Source organism: Mesorhizobium sp. XAP4 (genome assembly GCF_029269325.1).
GTDB lineage: Bacteria > Pseudomonadota > Alphaproteobacteria > Rhizobiales > Rhizobiaceae > Mesorhizobium > Mesorhizobium ciceri.
Genome location: NZ_JARIXW010000006.1, coordinates 272,203 through 287,950, shown reverse-complemented (window position 1 = coordinate 287,950; position 15,748 = coordinate 272,203). Strand labels below are relative to the sequence as shown.

Here is a 15,748-nt window from a genome sequence, read left to right as displayed (position 1 = left end):
GCGGCGCGCTGGGTCTTAGTGGATGGCGACCGTGGTCAGGTCGTTTTCCATGGCACCGGCCAGTGCGCGGTCACGCGCGTCGGAAAGCAGGATCGGCTGGCCATTGGCGGCAAACAGCGCCCACAGTTCCATGCCGGGAGCGATTTCGCCGAGATTGGGGAAACGGCCGAGCAATTCGTCGCTCGAAACCTTTCTGAGATAAGCGACCGAGCCCTCGCCGAGATGAGCGAATTCGCCATTGGTCATGGTGATAGTTTCAGTTCTGGTCATTTCAAAGCCTCCTTGGCGCGAGGACGCCGCTCAAGGCCATCCCGCATGAGAGCCATCGGTAAAGATCAGTCTTTCACCGATATGTTTATTTTCCGTACCAGCCGTTCGGACTCCGGCCGATCGAGGTCGATCGCCAAAAGGCCGTTCTTCAACTCCGCTGCGATCACCCGCATGCCGTCGGCCAGCACGAAACAGCGCTGGAACTGGCGCGCGGCGATGCCGCGATGAAGAAATTCGCGCTCGGTGTCGTCGGTTTGACGGCCGCGCACGACCAACTGGTTTTCCTCCGTGGTGACATCGAGATCGCTTTCGGCGAAACCGGCGACCGCCAATGTGATGCGCAACCTTTCGGTTTTGCCGTCGGCGCCGCTGAGGCGTTCGATGTTGTAGGGAGGGTAGCTGTCACCGGACTTCGCCAGGCGTTCCAGGGTCTTTTCCATGGCGTCGAAACCAAGCAGAAGCGGGCTGGAAAAGGGCGTCATTCGGCTCATGTTACACTGTCCTCTCAAGAGCGACATAAAGTGGAAAAACCCAGATGGCATTTTTCCCGATGGCCTTGATATGGTCCGCCCCGCGACCAAGTTCAAGCCGTCAACAGACCCGCCCAAAAAGACCAGGCCGTGGACTCACAGGAATGACAGACATGGCGCTTGAAACGGCGAGCAGATGCAAGGAAAAGCGCGCGGGTCGGGATTGTCTTCCCCGGTCGAGCGGTTCGGCCTGGCAGCTCGCGGCCGCTTCGGCGTCATTTGGATGTTCCGATCGGATCGATGCAAGTCCACGACCTCGCCAAACAAGGAATTGAAATGCCCCAGTCACGCAAGATCATCATCGACACGGATCCCGGCCAGGATGATGCCGTCGCCATATTGCTGGCGCTCGGCAGCTCCGAACTGGAGATCGTCGGCATATCAGCCGTTGCCGGCAACGTGCCGCTGAAGCTTACCGAAAAGAATGCCCGCAAGATCTGCGAGCTGGCCGGCCGCCCGGACATCAAGGTCTATGCCGGTGCCATCCGGCCCCTGACGCGCGAACTGGTCACCGCCGAGGAAGTGCATGGCAAGACCGGCCTCAACGGTCCGCAATTGCCCGAACCGACGATGAAGCTGCAGGACCAGTACGCGGTCGATTTCATCGTCGAGACGCTGATGAGCGAAGAAAGCGGCACGATCACGCTTTGCGCGCTCGGCCCGCTCACCAACATTGCGCTGGCGCTGATCCGCGAGCCGCGCATTGCACCGCGCATCAAGGAAATCGTGCTGATGGGCGGCGGCTTCTTCGAAGGCGGCAATGTCACCCCGACCGCCGAATTCAACATCTATGTCGACCCGCAGGCCGCAGATGTCGTGCTCAAATCCGGCATTCCGATCGTCATGATGCCGCTCGACGTCACCCACAAGGCGCTGACCACCGCCAAGCGCACGCAGGCCTTCCGCGCGCTGGGCACCAGGGTCGGCACCGCCACCGCGGAGATGCTGGAGTTCTTCGAGCGCTTCGATGAAGAGAAATACGGCACCGACGGTGGCCCGCTGCACGATCCTTGCGTCATCGCCTATCTGTTGAAGCCGGACCTGTTCAAGGGCCGCAACTGCAACGTCAGCGTGGAAACCGCCTCGGAACTGACCATGGGCATGACCGTGATCGACTGGTGGGGCGTCACCAAACGGCCGAAGAACGCCATGGTGATGCGCGACATCGACCATGATGCGTTTTTCGCCTTGCTGGTGGAGAGGCTGGGGCGGCTTAACTGACCGTCAGAACAGAACTGAACTTGTGAGCACGCGTCTTCACTCATTGAGAAACCGATAGGTGTCTCCGCCGCGCTTATGATGTTGCCGCTCGATGGGGATGACCGAACCGACAAGGTGCGGCATCCCCACTTCATCATCGATGGATGTCACCGCGTTGTTGCCATCAAGGCGGACATCGTATGTGTAATACAGCCCGCGCCCGACAGCCATCTTCGGATTGATGGGCATTAACCTCACATACTCGATAGTGCCTATCACACGCTGAGTTGCCACAACCGGATTGTCCTGGTTCATCGCAATCGGGATCAGCGCCGCCAGGGGCAGTGCGCAGAAGAATACGACACCAATGACTGCGTCTCGGTATTCTGCCTGAAACAGAAGCAGGCGGTTTCTGAGAGAAGATACTGTTGCCATGATTCAATTCACGAATCGGTAGAAGACGAAGCCATTGTCGCGCGTGACGCGTTCGATGTTTGTGCGCGAGCCGATCAGATGCGGGTGATCGTCATCGATAAGGACAGACGAACCGTTCTCGATAGAAACCAGATATATGCCGCGGCCATGGTCCAACCGGACACTTTCGACGTTTGCCTCGACTGTGTCGACCGATCGGATCGGGCTGGCGTCGTTGATCCATTTGTTTGCCGCCAACATGATCATAACCGCAAACGCACCAATAAAGAGGATCACGCCAGGCGCGTTCCTCTTCAAACCATCCCAAGTCCAAAAGACAGACATGAATCCCTCAAGCCAGATTCATGTGGTGGTGGGACAGCACACTTTCAATCTGTTGCCATCCCAGGGTGCTGCAACTCCTTGCGGCGCCGGCTCGGCCGCCTTTACTTCGACCGCGAAAACGCCAGCCACAGGCCGCCGCCGACCATGAAGCTGCCGCTGATCCTCGACAAAAGCTTGATGCGGCCGGCCGACAGTATGCGCCCGGCGCGGCCGGCGGCCAGCGCGTAAGTCGAATCCGAGAAGGCGGCGAAGATCATGGCGGTCAGACCCATGACGGCGATCTGCAGCGAGTAGTTGCCTTGCGGCGAAATGAACTGCGGAAAGAAGGCGCCGAAGAAAATCAGCGTCTTGGGGTTGCTCAGCGCCACCAGCAGGCCCTGCAGGAAGAAGCCGCCGCGCGGCTTTCTCGCTGTTCCATCGGCATTCAACGTGCCCTTGGAACGGAACATCTGCACACCCATCCAGATCAGATAGGCGGCACCGATCAGCCGTACCCATTCGAACCAGTGGCCCATGCCTGCGATCAGCGTGTTGAGGCCGATGCCGACGATGGCGATCATCACGGCAAGCCCGGCCTGCGTGCCGGCGACGTTGGCGAGGCCGGCGCGCGAGCCATGGCGGATGCTGTTGGCAATGATCAGCGTGACCGTCGGACCGGGCACCAGGATAATGACGATGCAAGCGAGGACATAGGCGGCGTAGAGTTCGAGCGACATGCTTTTTCCCCAGGAATACCGCCGAGGCGGCGCGGCTGAGGATAATCAATGCATGGCGGCGATAGCGATGCAAGCCGGTGCGCGAAGCGCCGCGGCACGCCAACGCGTGCGATTCAGGCGCCGACCGGCCAGGGCAGTGTTGCCTCATAGGCGGCCGCCGCCTTGAGCACGGCAAGGTCGCCGCGTGGCCGGCCGATCAGCTGCATGCCCATCGGCCGCCCTCTATCGTCGAAGCCGACCGGCACATTGGCCGCCGGGCAGCCGCCCAAGGTCGCGAAGGCGGAAACCTGCATCCAGCGGTGATAGCTGTCCATTGTGCGTCCGGCGACCTCACGCGGCCAATGCGTATCGATGTCGAAGGGGAAGACCTGCGCTGTCGGCAGCGCAATCAGATCATAGCGGTCGAAGATCGACAGAAGCGTGCGATACCAGGACGTGCGGATGACCGAAGCGGCGCGGATCTGCGGCGCCGTCAGCCGCGTTGCGTTCTCCACTTCCCAGATGGCTTCCGGCTTGAGCAGGCAGCGCTTTGCGGGATCGTCATAGTGGGTTTTGAGCGCGCAGCCGCTGCTGGCCTGGCGCAGCGTCACGAAGGCCTGCCACAGCGCTTCGAAATCGAAATCCGGCAGCAGGGGCTCGGTCGCGAAGGACGCCTCCGCAAAGCGGCCAAGTGCCGCCTCGCACAGGCCGAGAATGCCTGTTTCAACCGGCAGATGACCGCCGAGGTCACCGAGCCAGGCGATGCGGCCACCAGTTGCGGGTATTCCAAGCCCTTCGAGGAACGAGCCGGGTTTCTCGTAGGACAATGGCGCGTGCGGGTGGTAACCGGCCTGCACATCGAGCAGCAGTGCCATGTCACCGACGTTGCGGCCCATCGGCCCGTCGACGCCCATCTGCGCATGGAAGACTTCGAAATCGGGTCCGCCAGGAACAAGTCCTTGCGACGGGCGGAAGCCAAAAACATTGTTCCAGGCGGCCGGGTTGCGCAGCGAGCCGCCAAAGTCGCTGCCATCGGCGACGGGCACCATGTCGAGCGCCAGGGCAACGGCCGCGCCGCCGCTCGAGCCTCCGGCGGTCAGGGCCGGATCGAAGGCGTTCAGCGTCGGCCCGAACACGGCGTTGTAGGTGTTGGAACCAAGCCCGAATTCGGGGACGTTGGTCTTGCCGATGATAATGGCGCCGGCATTGCGGATGCGCTCGACGAAGAAATCGTCCTCCTGCGGCACGAAATCGGCGAAGATCGGCGAGCCGAAAGAGGTCCTGAGGCCCGTGGTCGAGGCGAGGTCCTTGATGGCCATCGGCAGGCCGAAGAGCGGGTTGGTTTTGGCTCGCGTCGGGCTGGCATCGGCCGCATCGGCTTCGCGCAGGATATCGGCGCGATCGCGCAAGGAGACGATGGCGTTCACCAGCGGATTGACCGCCTCGATGCGGTCGAGGAATGCCGCCACCACCTCGCGCACGGAAAGCTCTCTCTCCCGGATCGCGCCGGCGAGTTCGACTGCGGACAGGCGGCAGATGTCGCCTGCCGGCGGCACGGCATGTTTTGTTTGAGGACGCAGCATTCTAACGGGTTTCCTGCAGCGCCTGATCGACGTCTTTGGCGAGCGGGATCGCCGGTTGGGCGCCAGGCTTCAGGCAGGCCAGCGAGCCGGCCGCGCCGGCGCGCGCCAGCGCCTGTTCGAGCGTGAGGCCCGACGACAGGCTGGCGGCGAAATAGCCGCAGAACGTATCGCCGGCGCCGACCGTGTCGACGGGGATGATCTTGCGCGCAGCAACGGCCAGGAACTCGGTCGGTGTCGCCGCCATCACGCCATCGCCGCCGAGCGTGACGACGACGGTGCGGCCGGTCTTTCCGGCAAAGTCGCGCATGCGCGCCGCCCGATCGCGGCCTTGCAGCGACAGCGCTTCGCCATACAGGTCGAACTCGGTTTCGTTGGCGACGACATAGTCGGCCTTGTCGAGAAAGCCGGCTGTCTGCGCCTGGAAAGGTGCTGTGTTGAGCACCGTGATGGCGCCGGCCGCCCTTGCCTGGTCGAGGGCGGCATCGACGGTGGCCAGCGGAATCTCATTTTGCAGCAGCACGACGTCGCCTTTTTTCAGAAAGGCCTTGGAGAGATCGCCGGGCACCACGGAAGCGTTGGCGCCCGGCACCACGGCGATGATGTTCTCGCCGTCGTCGGCGACCATGATCAGTGCCGTGCCGGTCGAGGCGTGAGTCTCGGCAACGCCGGACAGGTCGACCTTGCCGTCGCGCAGCAATGCCAGTGCTTCGGCGGCGAAGCTGTCCCTGCCGACGGCGCCGACCATGCGCACCGAGGCGCCGGCGCGTGCGGCGGCCAGGGCCTGGTTGGCGCCCTTGCCACCAGGCGCGGTGGTGAAGGCCGAGCCGCCCACCGTCTCGCCGGGGCTCGGCAAGCGGTCGACCTTGGCGATAAGGTCGAGGTTGATCGAGCCGATGACGATAATCAAGCAGGGCCTCCTGGCAACGCAAATTCAAAATGCCGGAGCGTCTTCGTGCGTCCGGGCGAACGCAGATCGTTCCGATTGCGTGGAAGCTAACCTGTAAGGCCGCAGCTTGCCAGACCACGCGCATGGTCCAGCCCGATTTGAGTTGTCGCGGCCTTATTCGCAGCGCACGGTGACCGTGCCCTGATAGTTGCCGGCGGGAAAGATACCGCTCGACTTGGTGGCGGTGAGGTCGACCTGCATCGCGTGGGTGCCGTTGGCAACCCTCTGCGGCACACTTCCGTTGACATCGGCCCCCGAGCCATCGAGGCGGAAGACCGAAGCGAACGTCACGTTGGTGCCACCGCCGCTCGGCGCGGACGAGAATGCGGCAGGCGCCGGCGCCGAAACCGAATAGCAGTCAAGCAGGTTGAGTATTGAGCATAACAGGGAGCTTGCCACCACGGTGGCGCTGGCGCTCGATCCGCCTGCCTGTTTGGAGCCCAGTATGCTGATGGCGGGATTGGCCTTCATCGTTCCGGACGCCCCGACCATGATGGTGCAGGTGCCGATGATCGCCGCCTGCATCGGAAGGCAGGAACCGGCAAGTGCCGCCATCGCAAACAGCGCGCGGCTACTGCTTCTTCTTTTTCTTGCCATCGCCATTTCCGGTTCTGATGCTCCAGCCTTCGTTGGCCCACCCCGGTGATGCGGTCGCGGGAGCGGTGGCGGCAATACTCGCCGTCTGGCCGTCGGTGCCGAGGCCCATTTTGAGGAGCTTCAGCTCCAGCTGAAGGCGCTCGACCTCAAGCTCGTAGAGACGGCTGCAATCGACGCGCTTGGGCGTACGCCCGATGGGGATCACCACGCGGCCGTAAGTGGCGACATCATTGTCGGACTGGCTGTTGCCTCTGATGACGCCGAGATCGACATAGGCGCCGGAGCCGGAGACGGCGGAACGGCAAGTGGTGCCATCCGCGGCATGGACCTCGTCCTGGCCCTGGGGCAAGGTGACGCCGGGCAGGTTGAAGCCGCTTTCGTTCTGGTTGAGGTTGTAGACGTCCTCGGCCCCGGCCGGCGAGGCACCCGCCCAAACAGCCGCGAGCGCCAGTGTCAGGACTTGCGGCGCCCAAAAAACTTTCCGCATATCTGTGCCCTTATCTGCGTCTGTTGATTGGGAAAGGGGATGCTTTCGGTACAGATACGCACCTTACGCTCGGCAGCGCCGTCGAAAGGCACAACCACAAGGACAGAACGGGAGGCCTGGGAGGCCAGTTGGAAGACATTTGGAGAGACCCTGGCATCTACCGGCTGGAAATCCTGATCGTAGACGTGAATTTCGACCCGGATCTTGCGGTCGTAGGGATTGGCGGGGAAGACGCGAACCGCAAAGACGTCGGTGAAGCTTTTGATATCGCCACGCATCGGCGACATCGACTGAGCCTTGGCGGCAACGGGCGCCAATCCGACGGCCAACGCCGTCGCCAGGATTCGAGCATGTTTCACGACCCCTCCTTCGCCCGCGTCATTCGCAGCGCAGCGTTACCGTTGCCTGATAATTGCCGTTGGCGAAGCGATTGCTGCCGCCCTTGGTTCCGGCAAGGTGAACCGAGACGAGATCTGCGCCGGGGGTGGTGATGCTGGTTGTCGAGCCGGTCTCGACGATGGAATGCGCGCCGGCGGCGGAGTAGGTGGGTGTCCAGGTCGTCGACGTGCTGTCGGCGGATGGCACCGTCATGGTGGTGACCGGGTCGACGCTCAGCGACACACCTCCGGTCGTCGTCAGCGTCACGGTTCCAGCCGAGCCGCCGCTGTTGTGGGAGCTCAGGGACTGGAGATCGGGACTGGCCGTCATCGTACCGTTGGTGGCAACGACCAGCGTGCAGGTGGGCGCGATCGTGCCGTTGAAGATGACATTCTGCGTCGTGGCCAACGCGGCCTCGTCGACGCTGGCAACCAGCAGAGCTGCGCCGCAGGCGGCGCGAAACAATGTCATCGAGACCTCCTATCAAGCCGGATCGTCCGGATTAATATGAGAGCATCATCACTTTATCGTGGTTAATTTAGAGTTACCTAAAATAACGCCTCAAAATAACAACTACAGGAACCGGAGGTTGCCCTCGGTTGCAAAAGCGGAAACCACAGCGTAAATAGCGCTTATACTTGATAGCGCCGATATAACCATGTTTTTCTTCGCAATATCGAGAAAAATCGATATTACGATACCTGCCCGGCTTCCCAACCCAGAATGGCGCGCTTGCGGGTCAGGCCCCAATGATAACCGGTGAGGTCGCCTGATTTGCCGATGGCGCGGTGACAAGGCACCACGAAAGAGAGCGGATTGGCGCCGTTGGCCGCACCGACCGCACGGCTGGCGGACGGAGCGCCGATGCTGGCCGCAATCGAGGAATAGGTGCGAGCCTTGCCCATCGGGATCTTGAGCAGCGCCTCCCAGACGCGAACCTGGAAGTCGGTGCCGATCATGACGACATGCAGCGGCTGGTCGGGGCGCCACAGCGTCGGGTCGAAGATACGGGCGGCATAGGGGCCGGTGGCAGTCATGTCCTCGACGTAGATGGCGTTCGGCCAGCGGCTGGCCATGTCGGCGAAGGCGGCGCGTTCCTCGCCGGGGTCGCTGAAGGCGAGGCCGGCGAGCCCGCGCTCGGTGGCCATGATCAGGGCGGTGCCGAACGGCGAGGAATGGAAGCCGTAGCGGATGGTGAGCCCGGCGCCGCGTGTCTTGTAGTCGCCCGGCGACATCGCCTCGTGCGTGACGAACAGGTCATGCAGCCGGCCGGGGCCGGACATGCCCAGTTCGAATGAGGTCTCGAGCAGCGGCATGCCGGAATCGAGCAGCCTGCGCGCATGGTCCAGTGTCACCGCCTGAAGGAAGGCCTTGGGCGACAGGCCGGCCCAGCGGGTGAAGAGTTTTTGCAGGCCGGTCGGCGTCTCGCCGACCTCCTCGGCCAGCTCTTCGAGGGAAGGCTGATCACGATAGTCGAGACTGATCTTCTCGATGGCACGTCGCACGATCTCATAATCGCTGCCCTCAGGCGTGATGTCCTTTTTGAGGACTGCGGTGTGTGTGCTCATGGAACTGTCTCCTTGAGCCGGAATATCGCCCCTCGGGGCGTCGATCGCCACCCGAAACTTGCCTTCTTGCGGCGCATACCCAGATAGGCACCGGATTCGAGCCCAGGAATCGCTCGCGGCTGCCTCAGCGTGTCTTGGCGGTCGCCAGCGCGCGCGAAAAGGCGGTGGCAATAGTTGATGCGAAAGGCGATGTAGACGGCGGCCACGTCGAGGCCGAAGAAGCCGAACACCGGCCAGGCGCCGCGCGACAGGAAAAACGCGCCTGTCACCAGCCAGCCGAACAGCAGCGCGCCCATCAGGACGAAGAAGCCTGTCCGGCCCAGAGACCGGTGCGGGGTCAGTAGCGCCTGAAAGAATGGCTCGTCGGCCTGAAACGAGGCGTTTGTGTCGCTCATGAGAGGATATTATAGGAGGGAAATGGCAAGCCCCAAGTCCAAAGATTCTTCCCTGTCCAAAAAAGAGCTGTTGCCCGCACGACGCGATGGTTCGAACGCAAAGCCGCGCCCGCGGCCGGTGCGACGCGCGTCACGCTACAGCCCGGCCGAAGTTAACGAGATATTCCGGCGCTTTTCCGTCCAGCGGCCCGAGCCGAAAGGCGAACTCGAACATGTCAACGCCTTCACGCTGCTGGTCGCGGTGGTGCTGTCGGCGCAAGCGACGGATGCCGGCGTCAACAAGGCCACGCGGGCGCTGTTCAGGGCCGCCGATACGCCGCACAAGATGCTGGCGCTGGGGGAAGCAAGGGTCGGCGAATATATCCGCACCATCGGGCTGTGGCGCAACAAGGCGAAGAATGTGATTGCGCTGTCGCAGGCGCTGATCCGCGACCATGGCGGCGAGGTACCCGATAATCGCGATGAATTGGTCAAGCTGCCCGGGGTGGGGCGCAAGACCGCCAATGTCGTGCTCAACATGGCCTTCGGCCAGCACACGATGGCGGTCGACACGCACATTCTGCGCATCGGCAACCGGCTCGGGCTGGCGCCCGGCAAGACGCCGGAACAGGTCGAGCAGGGATTGTTGAAGATCATTCCGGACGAATATATGCGCCATGCACATCACTGGCTGATCCTGCATGGCCGCTACGTCTGCAAGGCGCGCAAGCCGGATTGCCCGGCCTGCGTCATCGCCGACATCTGCAAGGCCGAGGTCAAGACGACCGATGTGCCGGCACCGCTGGTGCCGATCGCACCGCTCGACCCGGTCGAAGAGGTTCAGGACCGAGGCGGAACGGCGGCGTAGTTCAACTCTCCTCCACAAACACCTCTTCGCGCTTTTTCTTGACCGCCGGCAGGAAGACGACGGCGAGCACGGCGAGCGCTATGAGCAGCAGGCCGGCGCTGATCGGTCTGGTCACGAAGGTGCTCGGGTCGCCGCGCGAGAGAATCATGGCGCGGCGCAGGTTTTCCTCGAGCAGCGGGCCGAGCACGAAGCCGAGCAGCAGCGGTGCCGGTTCGCAGCGCAGCTTGGTCAGGAGGTAGCCGAGGAAGCCGAAGAAGGCGACGGCGTAGAGATCGTAGACGTTGCTGTTGACGCTGTAGACGCCGATCGAGCAGAACGCCATGATGATCGGGAAAAGCACGTAATAGGGGATTGTCAGCAGCTTCACCCAAAGCCCGATCAGCGGCAGGTTGAGGATGATCAGCATCACATTGCCGATCCACATCGAGGCGATGATGCCCCAGAACAGCGCCGGCTGTTCGGTCGCGACATTGGGGCCGGGCACGATGCCCTGGATGATCATGGCGCCGATCATCAGCGCCATGACAGGGTTGGCCGGAATGCCGAGCGTCAGCATCGGGATGAAGGAAGTCTGCGCACCGGCATTGTTTGCCGATTCCGGTCCGGCGACGCCTTCGATGGCGCCCTTGCCGAACTCCTTCGGGTTTTTCGAGACGCGTTTTTCGACCGTGTAGGAGGCAAAGGCTGCCAGGATCGCGCCGCCTCCCGGCAGGATGCCGAGCGCCGAACCGATGATCGTTCCGCGCACGATGGGCGCTGCCATGCGCCGAAAGTCCTCGCGGGTCGGCATAAGGCCGGTGACCTTGCGGATCATCACGGAGCGCTCATCCTCGTTTTCGAGGTTGCGCAGGATCTCGGCGATGCCAAAGACGCCGACCGCCACCGCAACGAAATTCAACCCGTCGGCATATTCCCGGATTCCAAGCGTGAAGCGCGGCGTGCCGGTGTAAATGTCGGTGCCGACAATGCCGAGCAGCAGGCCGAGCACGACCATGGCCAGCGCCTTGACGATCGAGCCGTGGGCGAGCGCGACGGACGAAACCAAGCCGACGATCATCAGCGAAAAATACTCGGCCGCGCCGAATTTCAGCGCGATCGCCGTCAGCGGCGGGGCAAAGATGGCGACGAGGAACGTCGACACGGTGCCGGCAAAGAACGAGCCGATGGCCGCGATCGCGAGGGCCGCCCCGGCGCGGCCGTTCCTGGCCATCTGGTAGCCGTCGATCGCGGTGACGGCGGACGAGGATTCGCCGGGCATGTTGATGAGAATGGCGGTGGTCGAGCCGCCATATTGCGCACCGTAATAGATGCCGGCGAGCATGATGAGGGAGGAAACCGGGTCGCCGATCTGGAAGGTGATGGGCAAAAGCATGGCGATGGTCGCGGTGGCGCCGATGCCGGGCAGGACGCCGATCAGCGTGCCGAGAAGGACGCCGATCAGGCAGAAACCGAGGTTGGTCAGCGACGTCGCCGTCGAAAAGCCGAGCGCAAGGTTGTCGAGCAGATCCATGCTCATCGCCTTACGATACCAACCACGGGGCCAGCCACGGGCCGAAGCGGCGGAACGGCAGGCCGAGCGCGTAGCTGAAGACAAGGAATGCAAACAATGTCAGGCCGGCCGACAGCACGAGCGCGGTCAACGGCTTCATGCGGCGGCTGGCAAACGACGCGATCAGCGCCGTCAGGAAGATCGACGGGATGAATTCGAGGCCGCGCACCGTCAGGCCGAAGAAGATCGGAGCAGGCAGGATGAGCAGCATGCCGCGCCACGCAATATGCCCGATCGCTTCGCCCTCGACGCGTACAGCCTGGACGAGAATGACGGCGCCAAGCAGGATCAGCACGATCGCCAGGACCAGCGGAAAATAGCCTGGCCCCATGCGCAACGCGGTGCCGATTTCGAGGCCGAGCGATTGCAGCGCGAACCATGCGCCGAAGCCGATGAACAGGGCGGCGCACAGGCCGTTGGCCCTGTCGATCGCGAAAGGTTTCATGATGGTTCTCCCAAGCCGCGGTGCGTAGCGGATGCCGAGCGAACAGGGGCGCCGGTGGCGCCCCTGTTCAAACCTCAGTCGGCATACTGGCCGGCGGCTTCGATGATCGGCTTCCAGCGCGCGATCTCACTTTCCAGCTTGGCCTTCAGTGCGGCGGGCGTCGCATCGGCCTCGGGCGATGGCTTGGTGCCGAGTTCGGCGAAGCGGGCCGCGACGTTCTGGTCCTTCAGCGCGACCTGAAGCGATTTCGACAGGCGTTCGGTGATCCCGGCCGGAGTGCCCTTGGGTGCATAGAGACCGTGTCAGATGCCGACCTGCACTTCGGGAAGGCCGCCTTCCACCGTCGTTGGCACGTCTTTCAGCACATCGAGGCGCTCCGGCGAGGTGACGGCATAGGCCTTGATGGTGCCGCCCTGGATCTGCTTGGTGGTGTTGGTCGTCTGGTCGCACATGATGTCGACCTGACCGCCGAGGAGATCGGTCATGGCCGGGCCGGTGCCCTTGTAGGGCACGGTGACCAGCGGCGTCTTGATGGCGCTCATGAACAGCATGCCGCACAGATGCGAGGCCGCACCGATGCCGGCATTGGCGACGGTTATGGAATCCTTGTTGGCCTTGGCGTACTCCACCAATCCCTTGAGATCGGCCGGCTCCAGGTCCTTGCGGCCGACGATGGTCATCGGCACCTCGGTGACGAGGCCGACATATTCGAAGGCGTTCAGCGTGTCGTAGGCGAGCTTTCTGTACAGCGTCGCACTTGTCGCCATGCCGATATGATGGAGCAGCAGCGTATAGCCGTCAGGCTCGGCGTTGGCGACGCGGCCGGCACCCAGCGTGCCGCCGGCGCCGCCGACATTCTCGACGATGACCTGCTGGCCGAGATCCTTCGACATCGCTTCGGCGACGAGGCGCGTGACCGTGTCGGTCGGCCCGCCGGCCGCAAACGGCACCACAACGGTGATGGTGCGTTCAGGATAGGTCTGCGCGCTGGCCGCGAACCCATAAAGCGTGACGGCCGCGGCAGCAGCCAGAGTGGCGACAAATCTTCTCATCGTGATCTCCTCCCGGGATATGAATCTCCAACGCCGCGCGGAACTCCTCTCAACACCGGCTGCGCATGAAGCAACAACTAGGGCAAGCTAGCAAATAGCAACTGGGCGGCAAACTGCCGATATCCGCAAACATCCGCACTCGATGGGTGGATAATGTCGGAGGGTGATCGCCACCCTAGTAGCCGTAGCCGCGCGCCATCGCCGCGGCGAAGACCGGGATGAGCAGGAAGATGAAAGCTTCGGCGCGGATATAGGTCTTCACGGACGCAAGTTCGGTCACCGGCACCTGGAACGAGGCATTGCCGCTCGCCTGCCTGTTCCAGGATATGAAGCGGACGGTCGGGATGATCGACAGCAGGCCGACAGCGCCGAACGCCGCTATCTTGGCCCAGAACACCCAGTTGTAGACGTAGAATTCCCAGCCCTTGAGGCCATAGAAGACACGGCCGATGCCGACGACGATGATCAGCGCGGCGATGACGCCGTAATGGCGGTCGATGCCGGCGAGCCTCTTGAGCGTCGCAGCACCCAGATCGCCGCGGATCAGGACGAATTCGGCGCCGATGATCCCCGCCAGCGAAAACACCAGCAGATGATGGAAGATCGCAAGCACAAGATCGGTGGTATCCATGCTCTTTTCCCTGGGTTTGACGCCACCAATGCGCGCCTGAAAAAAGGTCGCGCTGGCGGGTGTTGAATCAGCCTGCGGTGAAAAATAACATCGTCGCGCAAAATTCCCATGGCGGCGCCTGGATGATGGGCCGTGTTGCCCTGGCCCCTTGCGCAGCACCGGCGATTTGCTAAGCGCTGGCGATCCGTGCGAGGCAGATCCCATGAACAATCCGCAAGCAACCAGTGCTCCTGTCATCGAAACGAAGCGAACCATCCTGCGGGCACACCGGCTGGATGATTTCGACACCTATGCCGCGATGTGGACCGATCCCGTCGTCACCCGCTTCATCGGCGGCAAGCCGCGCACGCGCGAAGAAAGCTGGATGCGCTTCCTGCGTCACGCCGGCCTGTGGTCGTTGCTTGGCTATGGCTTCTGGGCGATCGAGGAGAAGGCGACCGGGCGCTTCATCGGCGAGGCCGGGTTTCACGATCTGAAGCGCGACATGGAACCATCGATCGAAGGCATTCCCGAGGCCGGGTGGGCGCTGGTTCCGGCCGTGCACGGCGCGGGCTTCGCCACCGAGGTGGTTGGCCGCGTCCTGGCATGGGGCGAAGTGATTTTCGGGCGCGAGAAGACCGTCTGTATCATCGATCCGGAAAATGGCGCTTCGCTGAGGGTGGCTGCCAAGTGCGGTTACCGGGAAGTGGTAAAGACCACCTATCACGACGCTCCGACCATCCTGCTGGCGCGGTGACCTGAGCGGCGCGGCTGACCGCTGCGGGCGCCGGCATGATGGCACCTGTCGCCAGCAACGATGACGAGGCGGGCCGCGCCAAGAACCGCCGTGTGGTTCTGGTCAAGTTGAACTGGGCGAGCCTTCCAATCAGGCCGCATTCTACGGCAGGGCGTCCGCTGCCAGGCTTGCCTGCTCGAGCATGGAGGCGTCCTCGCCGAAGGCGCGGGTGGCGCGGGCCGCTGCCTCGAGCAGCGGACGCTTCATGCGCTGCAGAAAGGCCGCGTCGACGCGCGTGCTTGGTCCAGCCAGGGTCAAGGCGCCGAGCAGGACGCCCCCTGGCCCGAATACCGGCGCCGACACGCCCCCCGTCTCGGGGTCGCGGTCGCCGACGGCGAGACAGTTGCAGGTCTTGCGGATGGTCTCGTAGGGTTCGCCCTGCTGGCCCGAAAACGCTGCGAGCACGCGGCCGCCCGAGCCGAGCAGCAAAGGCAATACGTCGCCTTCGCGTATCGTGTAGCGGATCGGGTGCTTGGATTCGACGCGGTAAAGACAGGTGCGGACATCGCCCGAGCGAACGTAGAAGGCAACGCTTTCCCAGCTTCGCTCGGAAAGATCGCGCATGATCGGCAGCAGGATGTCGACCGCCACGACCGAACGCTGGTAGAGCGCACCGAGCCGAAACGTCGCGGGTCCGACGCGGTAGCGCCCATTGTCGAGGCGCTCGAGCAATCGTCCGCGCAAAAGGGAATTCGCAAGCCGCAGGATGGTGCTCTTGTAGAGGCCGGTGCGCGCCGCGATTTCGGCCAGGCTGAGCGACCGGTCCTCCGTGCTGAAGGCATCGAGGATGGCAATCGCCCGATCGAGTGCTGCAACACCTTCGGCGCGGTCGATTTCCGCATCTGCCGATTTGCTTGGCGAGTCCATGGCGGTTCCAGTTTGAAGAAAGCCGAGCGACGCGACTGTGTCGCGCCGCCAAATCGTTCTGTCCAGCAGAATATCGTTTCCGTTGACAGAACTCCGTAACATCTGCTTGAAATCGATGACGGGTCTGGATGCAGGCGCGTTTTGGCGGGCACCGGAGGAGGTGTCGTGATTTGG

General features: G+C 63.0%; 19 protein-coding genes and 3 pseudogenes. 4 read left to right on the top strand and 18 right to left on the bottom strand.

What is annotated here, in order from left to right; all coding sequences use genetic code 11:
• Nucleotides 1-15: 15 nt before the first annotated feature.
• A complete protein-coding gene (locus tag P3C39_RS25275; protein WP_013529590.1) occupies nt 16-270 on the bottom strand; it encodes a DUF1150 family protein in 255 nt (84 codons plus the stop codon).
• 65 nt (nt 271-335) lie between these two features.
• Entirely contained in the window at nt 336-761 is a 426-nt protein-coding gene (locus P3C39_RS25270) for an Hsp20 family protein (protein ID WP_013529591.1), read from the bottom strand.
• A 315-nt stretch (nt 762-1,076) separates the two neighbouring features.
• Between P3C39_RS25270 and P3C39_RS25265 the strand changes: the two genes are divergently transcribed.
• Complete coding sequence (locus P3C39_RS25265; protein WP_063170333.1) at nt 1,077-2,021, top strand: nucleoside hydrolase; 945 nt, start codon at nt 1,077-1,079, stop codon at nt 2,019-2,021.
• Nucleotides 2,022-2,057: 36 nt separating this feature from the next.
• On the opposite strand, the gene P3C39_RS25260 is transcribed toward P3C39_RS25265, so the two are convergent.
• The 11 genes and pseudogenes from P3C39_RS25260 to P3C39_RS32940 form a co-directional block, all read right to left on the bottom strand.
• A complete protein-coding gene (locus tag P3C39_RS25260; protein ID WP_275954511.1) occupies nt 2,058-2,435 on the bottom strand; it encodes a hypothetical protein in 378 nt (125 codons plus the stop codon).
• Nucleotides 2,436-2,438: 3 nt separating this feature from the next.
• The gene (locus tag P3C39_RS25255; protein ID WP_013529594.1) at nt 2,439-2,759 is read right to left on the bottom strand and encodes a hypothetical protein; all 321 of its coding nucleotides are present in this window, start codon (nt 2,757-2,759) and stop codon (nt 2,439-2,441) included.
• Between the two features lie 101 nt (nt 2,760-2,860).
• On the bottom strand, nt 2,861-3,475 hold the full coding sequence (locus tag P3C39_RS25250; protein ID WP_275954510.1) for a LysE family translocator: 615 nt from the start codon (nt 3,473-3,475) through the stop codon (nt 2,861-2,863).
• Between the two features lie 113 nt (nt 3,476-3,588).
• Nucleotides 3,589-5,037, bottom strand: a complete 1,449-nt coding sequence (locus P3C39_RS25245) for an amidase (RefSeq protein ID WP_275954509.1) — start codon at nt 5,035-5,037, stop codon at nt 3,589-3,591.
• A gap of 1 nt (nt 5,038) precedes the next feature.
• A complete protein-coding gene (locus tag P3C39_RS25240; protein ID WP_127365991.1) occupies nt 5,039-5,944 on the bottom strand; it encodes a ribokinase in 906 nt (301 codons plus the stop codon).
• A 153-nt stretch (nt 5,945-6,097) separates the two neighbouring features.
• Complete coding sequence (locus tag P3C39_RS25235) at nt 6,098-6,580, bottom strand: hypothetical protein (protein ID WP_224675258.1); 483 nt, start codon at nt 6,578-6,580, stop codon at nt 6,098-6,100.
• Nucleotides 6,555-7,067 carry a hypothetical protein gene (locus tag P3C39_RS25230; RefSeq protein WP_027161334.1) on the bottom strand — a complete coding sequence of 171 codons (513 nt, stop codon included), beginning with the start codon at nt 7,065-7,067 and terminating at the stop codon, nt 6,555-6,557. The genes P3C39_RS25235 and P3C39_RS25230 overlap by 26 nt, the downstream gene beginning before the upstream one ends.
• Nucleotides 7,034-7,426 (bottom strand): hypothetical protein, encoded by a 393-nt coding sequence (locus P3C39_RS25225; protein ID WP_064995573.1) that lies wholly within the window; start codon nt 7,424-7,426, stop codon nt 7,034-7,036. The genes P3C39_RS25230 and P3C39_RS25225 overlap by 34 nt, the downstream gene beginning before the upstream one ends.
• A 19-nt stretch (nt 7,427-7,445) precedes the next feature.
• The gene (locus P3C39_RS25220) at nt 7,446-7,916 is read right to left on the bottom strand and encodes a hypothetical protein (RefSeq protein WP_027161336.1); all 471 of its coding nucleotides are present in this window, start codon (nt 7,914-7,916) and stop codon (nt 7,446-7,448) included.
• Between the two features lie 221 nt (nt 7,917-8,137).
• Nucleotides 8,138-9,013, bottom strand: coding sequence for a bifunctional helix-turn-helix domain-containing protein/methylated-DNA--[protein]-cysteine S-methyltransferase (locus tag P3C39_RS25215; RefSeq protein ID WP_275954508.1), 876 nt, complete (start codon nt 9,011-9,013; stop codon nt 8,138-8,140).
• A gap of 170 nt (nt 9,014-9,183) precedes the next feature.
• A pseudogene (locus P3C39_RS32940) lies at nt 9,184-9,408 on the bottom strand (DUF2244 domain-containing protein); the annotation flags it as partial.
• Between the two features lie 22 nt (nt 9,409-9,430).
• Here P3C39_RS32940 and nth point away from each other — a divergent pair.
• On the top strand, nt 9,431-10,255 hold the full coding sequence (gene nth / locus P3C39_RS25205) for an endonuclease III (protein WP_024502815.1): 825 nt from the start codon (nt 9,431-9,433) through the stop codon (nt 10,253-10,255).
• Between the two features lies 1 nt (nt 10,256).
• Here nth and P3C39_RS25200 read toward each other — a convergent pair whose 3' ends face one another.
• From P3C39_RS25200 to P3C39_RS25185, 4 genes and pseudogenes are all read right to left on the bottom strand, one after another.
• Nucleotides 10,257-11,765, bottom strand: coding sequence for a tripartite tricarboxylate transporter permease (locus P3C39_RS25200; RefSeq protein ID WP_275954506.1), 1,509 nt, complete (start codon nt 11,763-11,765; stop codon nt 10,257-10,259).
• Nucleotides 11,766-11,775: 10 nt separating this feature from the next.
• Nucleotides 11,776-12,249, bottom strand: a complete 474-nt coding sequence (locus P3C39_RS25195; RefSeq protein WP_275954505.1) for a tripartite tricarboxylate transporter TctB family protein — start codon at nt 12,247-12,249, stop codon at nt 11,776-11,778.
• A 74-nt stretch (nt 12,250-12,323) separates the two neighbouring features.
• Nucleotides 12,324-13,301, bottom strand: a pseudogene (locus tag P3C39_RS25190) (tripartite tricarboxylate transporter substrate-binding protein).
• A gap of 175 nt (nt 13,302-13,476) precedes the next feature.
• Nucleotides 13,477-13,932: a DUF2214 family protein gene (locus P3C39_RS25185; RefSeq protein WP_275954504.1), complete on the bottom strand. Its 456-nt coding sequence runs from the start codon at nt 13,930-13,932 to the stop codon at nt 13,477-13,479.
• Between the two features lie 202 nt (nt 13,933-14,134).
• Between P3C39_RS25185 and P3C39_RS25180 the strand changes: the two genes are divergently transcribed.
• Together P3C39_RS25180 and P3C39_RS25175 are read left to right on the top strand one after the other, a co-directional pair.
• Nucleotides 14,135-14,668, top strand: coding sequence for a GNAT family N-acetyltransferase (locus P3C39_RS25180; RefSeq protein ID WP_013529609.1), 534 nt, complete (start codon nt 14,135-14,137; stop codon nt 14,666-14,668).
• Nucleotides 14,669-14,673: 5 nt separating this feature from the next.
• A pseudogene (locus P3C39_RS25175) lies at nt 14,674-14,778 on the top strand (DUF4892 domain-containing protein); the annotation flags it as partial.
• A 31-nt stretch (nt 14,779-14,809) separates the two neighbouring features.
• On the opposite strand, the gene P3C39_RS25170 reads toward P3C39_RS25175, so the two are convergent.
• Nucleotides 14,810-15,574, bottom strand: coding sequence for an IclR family transcriptional regulator (locus P3C39_RS25170; protein ID WP_013529610.1), 765 nt, complete (start codon nt 15,572-15,574; stop codon nt 14,810-14,812).
• Between the last annotated feature and the right edge of the window lie 174 nt (nt 15,575-15,748).

Coding starts and splice junctions, on each gene's coding strand:
- P3C39_RS25235 (WP_224675258.1), bottom strand. CDS start 6,580: ATGGCAAGAAAAAGAAGAAGCAGTAGCCGCGCGCTGTTTGCGATGGCG.
- P3C39_RS25250 (WP_275954510.1), bottom strand. CDS start 3,475: ATGTCGCTCGAACTCTACGCCGCCTATGTCCTCGCTTGCATCGTCATT.
- P3C39_RS25215 (WP_275954508.1), bottom strand. CDS start 9,013: ATGAGCACACACACCGCAGTCCTCAAAAAGGACATCACGCCTGAGGGC.
- P3C39_RS25180 (WP_013529609.1), top strand. CDS start 14,135: ATGAACAATCCGCAAGCAACCAGTGCTCCTGTCATCGAAACGAAGCGA.
- P3C39_RS25195 (WP_275954505.1), bottom strand. CDS start 12,249: ATGAAACCTTTCGCGATCGACAGGGCCAACGGCCTGTGCGCCGCCCTG.
- P3C39_RS25170 (WP_013529610.1), bottom strand. CDS start 15,574: ATGGACTCGCCAAGCAAATCGGCAGATGCGGAAATCGACCGCGCCGAA.
- P3C39_RS25200 (WP_275954506.1), bottom strand. CDS start 11,765: ATGGATCTGCTCGACAACCTTGCGCTCGGCTTTTCGACGGCGACGTCG.
- P3C39_RS25185 (WP_275954504.1), bottom strand. CDS start 13,932: ATGGATACCACCGATCTTGTGCTTGCGATCTTCCATCATCTGCTGGTG.
- P3C39_RS25220 (WP_027161336.1), bottom strand. CDS start 7,916: ATGACATTGTTTCGCGCCGCCTGCGGCGCAGCTCTGCTGGTTGCCAGC.
- P3C39_RS25265 (WP_063170333.1), top strand. CDS start 1,077: ATGCCCCAGTCACGCAAGATCATCATCGACACGGATCCCGGCCAGGAT.
- P3C39_RS25270 (WP_013529591.1), bottom strand. CDS start 761: ATGAGCCGAATGACGCCCTTTTCCAGCCCGCTTCTGCTTGGTTTCGAC.
- P3C39_RS25255 (WP_013529594.1), bottom strand. CDS start 2,759: ATGTCTGTCTTTTGGACTTGGGATGGTTTGAAGAGGAACGCGCCTGGC.
- P3C39_RS25275 (WP_013529590.1), bottom strand. CDS start 270: ATGACCAGAACTGAAACTATCACCATGACCAATGGCGAATTCGCTCAT.
- P3C39_RS25260 (WP_275954511.1), bottom strand. CDS start 2,435: ATGGCAACAGTATCTTCTCTCAGAAACCGCCTGCTTCTGTTTCAGGCA.
- P3C39_RS25245 (WP_275954509.1), bottom strand. CDS start 5,037: ATGCTGCGTCCTCAAACAAAACATGCCGTGCCGCCGGCAGGCGACATC.
- nth (WP_024502815.1), top strand. CDS start 9,431: ATGGCAAGCCCCAAGTCCAAAGATTCTTCCCTGTCCAAAAAAGAGCTG.
- P3C39_RS25230 (WP_027161334.1), bottom strand. CDS start 7,067: ATGCGGAAAGTTTTTTGGGCGCCGCAAGTCCTGACACTGGCGCTCGCG.